We start from the raw sequence: 6,803 nt of genomic DNA on the forward strand, positions 1-6,803 counted from the left end.
CGGAGGCCGAAGCCCCCGCTGTGATTACAGAAGACCAGACTCGGCGAACGAGTACGGTGCGCCCTGACCAATCACGAAATGGTCGAGTACCCGCACGTCGATGAGCGCCAATGCCGTCTTCAACTGCTCGGTCAACACGCGATCCGCATTGGATGGCTCGGTGGTGCCCGAGGGGTGCTGATGGGCGAAGATGACCGCAGCGGCGTTCAGTTGCAACGCTCGCTGCAGCACGACACGTGGATAAACCGAGGTCGCATTTATCGTTCCATGGAACATCGGCTCCACGGCCAGCACGTCGTGCATGCTGTTCATGAACACGACGACGAATATCTCATTGGGCTCGGCGACCAGCTTCAAGCGAAGGTAGTCCCTGACCGCAGCGGGCCGTTCAAGACGCGGCCCTGCTTTGAAAACCCGTCGTTCCAGCAACACGATGGCTTGCTGGACGATCCAGTCCTCGTTCTGAATAGAAATATCGGAAAGCGACTCCAGGCAGGAGTCATTGATGACGACAGACATGGCGAACCTCCAGACAGGGAAATCGGAGGGCGCACATGCCCCAGGAGGGCAGGCCCTCCAGGGAATGGAACAAGGGAACAAGGTGCATCCATCACCGCTGCTGCGGTGATCGTTCGCGGCCAGGATGCGAGGCGAACGGGTAGCGGTCAGCGCAGCGTGCTGCACCGTAGCCTCAATGACCGCGGGCTACCTGGGCATGTCGCCGACGACGTCGGCAGGCATTTCGGTGGTGGGTGGAGTGGCGGCATCCTCAACCGCCAGCATGTCCATGGCCGACAGCAGTGCATCGCCTTCGATCGGCCCCTGCAGCAGGATCGCCTGGCCGGTCTGGCGATCGTGCAGACGAATCGAAGGCGTCGCTGTCACACCGCCCTTCATGGCGTCCTCGGCCTGAGCGCGAATCAACGCTTCGGGTCGCTCGCTGGCCAAACACTGCTCGACGGCTGGGTTGAGGCCGGGATAACGCAGACCCTCTGGCAAGCCCAGGCCGTCGCTGCGCGTGTGCGCATAGACCCATTCGATGGCCTGCCAGAAGGCCGCATGCCCACCTGTTTCGGCGGCGCACTCGGCCAGGCGTGCCTCGGCGGAGGCAGCCGGTTCGTGCGCGGCCAGCGGCTGGTGCTGCCATTGCAGGGCCACGTCGGTGTTGCTGCCGACCCAGCGCTTGAGTTGCGGAAAGTACGCTCGGCAGAACGGGCATTCGAGGTCGGCATAGAGCGTCAGCGTGAATCGGCCCTCGGGGTTGCCCATCTGCCAGGGCGGGCCGGCTACCTGCGCCGTGCTGATCGGCGCGTGAGCTTGCGATACTGATTCGCTGGGTGAACGGGACACCAGCCAGATCAGCAGCAGTGTGATCAATCCTGCGGCCAGGAACCAGGGCCAGCGCTTGAGCGAGCACCGATGGCGAAACGCCTGCACCGGCATAGGAACGGAAGGACGTTTCGGTTTCACGGCAGTCTCCGACGGCTATTGCGGCAGGCCCAAGGCTGGCGACTCGATGCCGCGCGCCTGGTCGATCTTCTCAGCCACCTTGAAGGCCGCGTCGAGTTCACTGATGCCGTGCTGCTGCATGAGTTGGTAACGCTCGGCTTTCTCCTCGGGTTCGGTCTGCGCGAGCGCGAGATAGAGGCTCGGCGGCACGGCCCGGAACAGCACTTCCAGGCTCTTGGAGAGGATGACGCCCTCGGTGAACTTCCCGGCTTCCTTGCGCGCGGAAAGCATCAATGCTTTCTGCGCAGGCGAGAGTTCGCGGAACCGCGCGATCTTCTCCACCTCATCGGGCGGCATCGACAGGCAGATCCACCACTCGATCATGTTGAGCATGGGCTCTGCGGCGCGCGGAAGATCGTCGATATTTTGTGTGGCAAGCCAGAACCAGGCCCCCAGCTTGCGCCACATCTTGGTGATCTTCACCACGTAGGGGGCGAGCAGCGGGTTCTTGGTGATGATGTGTCCTTCGTCGGTGACGTTGATGATCGGGCGGCCCAGGTACTGATCGCGCTCGGCAATGTTGTTCACCGTGCTGATCAGGCTGATGTAGGCAATGGAGAGCTGCGCGTTGTAGCCCTCGCGGGCATAGGTCGCCAGATCGACCAGGGTGATGTCGGCTTCGGGCCAGGGCGAGCCGTCGCGGTCGAACATCTCGCCGTCCGTGCCCTGGCAGAACATGTCCATGGCGTCGGCCATCTCCAGCAGTCGCACACGCCGCAGCTCCGGCAGCGTCGGGTCCTGACTGCGCGTTCGCAGTGCGTTGCGCACATCGCGCGTGAGCACGGTGCGCTTTTCGCCATCCTTTCTGTGGCAGTGCTCTGCGGCGTCAAGGATGCACTGACGGATCAGCGAGCGGTCGGCCCGTGTCATCCGGGCTTCTTCCTTGTCTTCGCCGCCGGTGATCATCAGCCGCGCGGTGATCTCCAATTCGCCCAGCACGTCGCGCTGCTCATCCGCCTCCATGGCCACAGCATCGGGTGGAAGGTCTTCGTCCAGCGCATCGGCGTCGAGCGTCTGCACGCCGCTGGGCGTCTCGATCAGCCGCCGCGCATCCGCGAACGGCGCGAGCGTCACACCCGAGCCTGGGGCCAGTTTGACCCGGTTCACGGTCAGACCCAGGCGCCGGGCAAAATCGCTGAACAGGCCGAAGCTGTTGCCGGCCTCGACAATGAACAGCCGTGGCCGGTAGATCGCCGTGACCTGATTCAAGAGGTTATTGAGGGTCGCTGACTTGCCCGAACCTGTCGGGCCGAACAGAAACAGGTGGGCATTCATCTGCCGGTCAAGGCGGTTGAGCGGGTCGAAGGTGATCGGCCCGCCGCCGCGGTTGAACATCGTGATGCCGGGATGCCCCGTGCCCTGGCTGCGCCCCCACACCGGCGAGAGGTTCGCCGCGTGCTGGGCGAACATCAGTTGCGTGTACCACTTCTTGCGATCCTGGCTGGGGTTGTAGCAGCACGGTAGCCAGCGCAGGTAACTGTTGAGCGGCGCTACTTCGTCGTCCTCGCGCACCGGCTGCAAGCCAGCGTTGAGCATGACGTTCGCCAGGTCCAGGCCGCGTCGGTCCAGTTCCGCCTCATCGCGCCCGCGCAGGTAGAACGCCAGCGTGCCGCGATAGAGCTTGTGCGCGCTGCCGATCAGGGAGCGGGCTTCATGCACGTCCTTGAGCGTCTGCTCCGACGCCAGCGTCTCGCCCACGGCCTTCTTCGCCAGGTGGTTGAGATCCGCTTCCAGAACATCCTGGGGCGTGGCGACCATCGTCAGGCAAAGGGTGGTGTCCTCGGGCATCTGGTCGAACAGCGTGTTGATCGCATCGCCCTTGCGGGTCTCGCCGGTCAGGTGCCCCGTGCCCGGCGGCATGCGCAGGCGGTCGGTGATCAGCACGCGGTGCGGCAGGCCGTCGAAGTACCAGGTGCCATGCGCCACGTCGGAGCGCGGCTGGCCGAAGAACAGCCGCTGGCTGAAATCCCGCCCGCTCGCCAATTCGATCTCGCCGTCTTCGCCGGCCTCCGTACTTTCGGGGTAGCGCGCCAGCGCATAGAAGCGCTCCCGGTCTTCGGCCCCAGGCCCAAGCAACGTGGGACGCGGGTTGAACCAGCGCAGCAGCCAGTCGTGAACATCCGCAGCCACCATGCGCCTGGCCTGAATGCCGGCGTTCGCCAGTCCGCCGCACAGGCGGTCGCAGACGATATTGAGCATCTGCTCGGGCGTCTGGCCGCGGCGGCTGTTTTGCCCTTGGCCGGTCACGCGGCGATAGACCACCATGCGCACGCGCCGGGTCTGGCCGCGCCAGCGCAGCCGTGTGACCACCGTGTCCTCGAACAGACCGCCCGGCTTGGCCACCGCGCGCAGGTGGTGGCCGAAGAAGCGCAGGTAGAACTCGCTGAACGCCGTATCACGGGCGCGCGGCTGCACATAGTCGCGCAGGGTCTGCATGTACTGGTCGAAACTGGGCTCGTCCTGAGCGTAGAGCTGCAGCACCCAGGGGTTCTCGTCCAGTTCATCGAAACTGTCCTGCAGCGCGTTCTCCAAGGCATCGCGGGCCTGCGCGAGCCAGCCAGGTTCCCGGCCTTCGGTGCCCAGCGGCACCAGCTCGTAGAACGCCGCCACCGATTGCCCGTCCTCCAGCAACATGGCCTTCGACTGCGGCAGGAACTCCACCCAGGGCAGCAGTTCCACGAACGACGGCGCGACCTCGTACAGCGCCTGCTCGTCTGCCAGGGTCGCCGACCTGCGAGCTTGCACCGCCGTGCCGGGTTCGAGGATGCCGGCCTGACGCAGTGCCTCGACGTGGCGCTGCCAGCCGTCCGGCTGCTCGTCATCGCCAGCGCCGGACGCGTCCAGCTTCGGTGCGGCCAGCTTCGGCCAGGAGAGTTTCCAGCGCATCAGTAGTCCTCCACGCGCTCGCCTGGCATGGCGTACTGCACGCGCTGGTACAGCGGGAACACGGTCGTATAGCCCGGAATCGGCACCGGGTCGGTGCCCGCCAAATGGGGATACACGTACATGACCAGATCGGGGTTGGGCAGGCGCTGGAACTGGCGATAGACCTCGTTGCGCGCCGTGCGCGTATAGCGCATCTGCTCGACGGGCGCGGCTTGCACATCCATCTCGGTCAGCGGACGGCGAAGGCTCTGGCGCGCATCGAGCAACTGCCTACGCGCTACCTGGCCGCCGCCACCGCCGCCGTCACCGGCGTTCTGCTGCCAGATGTCCATCATCGTGCTGTCGCCATGAGGCAGCAGCTTTTCCTTGCTGGTGGCGCAGCTGCCGAGCAGCGCGACGGTCAAGGCCAGCGCCAGGCCCTGAGCCCAGCTATTCAAGTTCGAGAGCATGGCTTTCTCCTGCGCGGTGATCGACCTTGCGGCCTTCGGGATCGAAGTCGATGGCGAGCGGCTTTTCGAGGTGGACGGCGACCTTGGCGCCGGGCTGCACATAAACGGCAGCGAAGGCCTGGCCGTAGAGCTTGTTGACCCAGCTCGACATGTCCTGAACGCCACTGGCGAGAATCCGGCCCACGGCTTCCTGGCCGCTGATGCCCACGCTGCCGATGGAGCCGTCGGCGCCGACATAGGACGCCCTGCCGCTGTCGGATTCGATCAGTGAGGCCACGCCAGCGCCTGCCGCCGTGATCAGCGCCTGGGTGCCGAGGTACTGCTGCGCATTGCTGCGCCGCTCGCCGCTGACACAGGGAATGCCGTGCGGATCGCTGATCCAGCCCAGGCCGTCGCGTTGTTGGTTGTTTTGCTGGTTGCCCTCGCGATCCTCGGGAATGGTGCGGATGGTCCCGTCATGGAACACGAAGGTGATGCTGCGCACCTGGCCGCGCACACACGAAAGCGTCCAGTCGCCCGATGCGGTGCCGGAGAACACGGCTCCGGCCACATCGGGAATGTCGATGCCGTTCGCGGTCAAATTGTCAGGCCCGACCAAGACCTTGAAGGGGTATGGATCGTTCACCGTGCCGTCGATCGGCACGCGGCCAATCAGCGCCGTCATTGCCACCGACCCCATCAGGGTCGAGTTGGTCGGCACGGTATAGACGGGCGTCGCGCTCTTGACGCCAGCGGCGCGTGCACCCGCGTTCGCCACGGTTTGCGCTGTGGTTTCCAGCGTGCTCTGTGCGGAACCGAAGCTGGTGGGGAAGCTTATGCCGCCATTCGACCTGCCGCGCCCGTCGCTTTGTTTCGCGTCATCAGGCTCCACCCAGCGCATACCGCCTTCCATGCCAGCCTCGTCGCCGTCACGTAGGCCCAGCCCCACCGGCAAATCGGCATGGCCACCGCCACGTCCGCCGATGCTGTCCAGGCGCTGCTGCAGGTCGGCGAGCAGCCCCTCGGTCTGCTGGCGCGTGCTGGCCGCCTGCTGCTGGTCACGGCGCAGGTCGGAGCGCTCGGATTCGAGGGCCGAACTGATGCGCTGGTCGATGGCGCTCTCGCGCTGGCGCAGTCGCTGATTCTCCTCGCGCTGCGACCTGTTGTCGGACAGCGCGGTCTGAAGCTCGGTGCGCAACTGCTTCACCTGGGCAACCAGCGTCGCCACGGTGTCGCGCGGGGTATCGCCCTCGATGCCCAGCGCCTTCATTTCCTCCGGCGTGAGCCTGCCGCCGCCATCCGCGACAGGCGGTGCCGACGCACCGCCACCGGAAAACAGCCGGATGGCGACAAACAGCACCAGCAGGGCCACGGGGATTAGTAGCCACTTCAGGAGTCCGTTACTGCGCATGGCGAGCCTCCCTGTCGTCGCTGGCTGCTGCTCTGGGCTGCGGGAGATGCACGGCGGGGTCGAAGCGATGGATCGCCGGCAGCAACGACTGCGCGAGGCCGTGCCCGCGCGTCACCAGGTACAGGACGGTCGTGTCCTCTGGGGTTCCGCGCGGGCCAAGCGCCTCGTGCTGGAAGGTGGCGGTGAGGAAATTACCTTGCAGCACGCGCGGGTCGAGGCTGATCCAGTCGCTGCTGTTATTGGTCAGGCGCACAGCAGTGACCCACTGGTCTTCCAGGCGCCACGAGGCGAGCGCGACCACGCGTGCCGGCAAGGTCGGCATCAGCGTGCCGAGGTCGAGGTGGCGGCGCAGGTTGACCCGCATGACGCCTGGCAAGGGTTCCACGGTGCGCAGCGGCGCGTAGAGGTTCTGCGCAGCAAAACGTGTCAGCACGACGGGGACTGGCGTTTCGCGCCGCGCCGTCCGGGGGGCCGCCTCATCCTGGGCGCGCGCCTGGGGCGCATCGGCACCGTCAGGCTGATCGCCATAGCGCGCTGGTGTGCTGTTGCCCTCGACGATGCGCACCGGC

At 65.8% G+C, this 6,803-nt stretch carries 6 protein-coding genes; all 6 read right to left on the reverse strand.

Features of this window, described 5'->3' with window-relative positions:
- Window positions 1-24: 24 nt before the first annotated feature.
- Complete coding sequence (locus C1I89_RS24045; protein WP_023112368.1) at window positions 25-519, reverse strand: JAB domain-containing protein; 495 nt, start codon at window positions 517-519, stop codon at window positions 25-27.
- A gap of 186 nt (window positions 520-705) precedes the next feature.
- On the reverse strand, window positions 706-1,470 hold the full coding sequence (locus C1I89_RS24050; protein WP_102774928.1) for a DsbA family protein: 765 nt from the start codon (window positions 1,468-1,470) through the stop codon (window positions 706-708).
- Between the two features lie 15 nt (window positions 1,471-1,485).
- Window positions 1,486-4,395, reverse strand: coding sequence for a conjugative transfer ATPase (locus C1I89_RS24055; RefSeq protein ID WP_102774929.1), 2,910 nt, complete (start codon window positions 4,393-4,395; stop codon window positions 1,486-1,488).
- A complete protein-coding gene (locus C1I89_RS24060) occupies window positions 4,395-4,844 on the reverse strand; it encodes a TIGR03751 family conjugal transfer lipoprotein (protein WP_102774930.1) in 450 nt (149 codons plus the stop codon). The genes C1I89_RS24055 and C1I89_RS24060 overlap by 1 nt, the downstream gene beginning before the upstream one ends.
- The gene (locus C1I89_RS24065; protein ID WP_102774931.1) at window positions 4,825-6,234 is read right to left on the reverse strand and encodes a TIGR03752 family integrating conjugative element protein; all 1,410 of its coding nucleotides are present in this window, start codon (window positions 6,232-6,234) and stop codon (window positions 4,825-4,827) included. Before C1I89_RS24065 ends, C1I89_RS24060 begins: the two co-directional genes overlap by 20 nt.
- A partial coding sequence (locus tag C1I89_RS24070; RefSeq protein ID WP_102774966.1) for a TIGR03749 family integrating conjugative element protein occupies window positions 6,224-6,803 on the reverse strand: 580 nt, incomplete at its 5' end. The genes C1I89_RS24065 and C1I89_RS24070, both read right to left, overlap by 11 nt.

This window comes from Achromobacter pulmonis (assembly GCF_002885955.2).
Taxonomy (GTDB): domain Bacteria; phylum Pseudomonadota; class Gammaproteobacteria; order Burkholderiales; family Burkholderiaceae_B; genus Achromobacter; species Achromobacter pulmonis_A.

Bases quoted from the DNA above. Each gene is read 5' to 3' on its own strand.
- C1I89_RS24055 (WP_102774929.1), bottom strand. From the start codon at position 4,395: ATGCGCTGGAAACTCTCCTGGCCGAAGCTGGCCGCACCGAAGCTGGAC.
- C1I89_RS24065 (WP_102774931.1), bottom strand. From the start codon at position 6,234: ATGCGCAGTAACGGACTCCTGAAGTGGCTACTAATCCCCGTGGCCCTG.
- C1I89_RS24045 (WP_023112368.1), bottom strand. From the start codon at position 519: ATGTCTGTCGTCATCAATGACTCCTGCCTGGAGTCGCTTTCCGATATT.
- C1I89_RS24060 (WP_102774930.1), bottom strand. From the start codon at position 4,844: ATGCTCTCGAACTTGAATAGCTGGGCTCAGGGCCTGGCGCTGGCCTTG.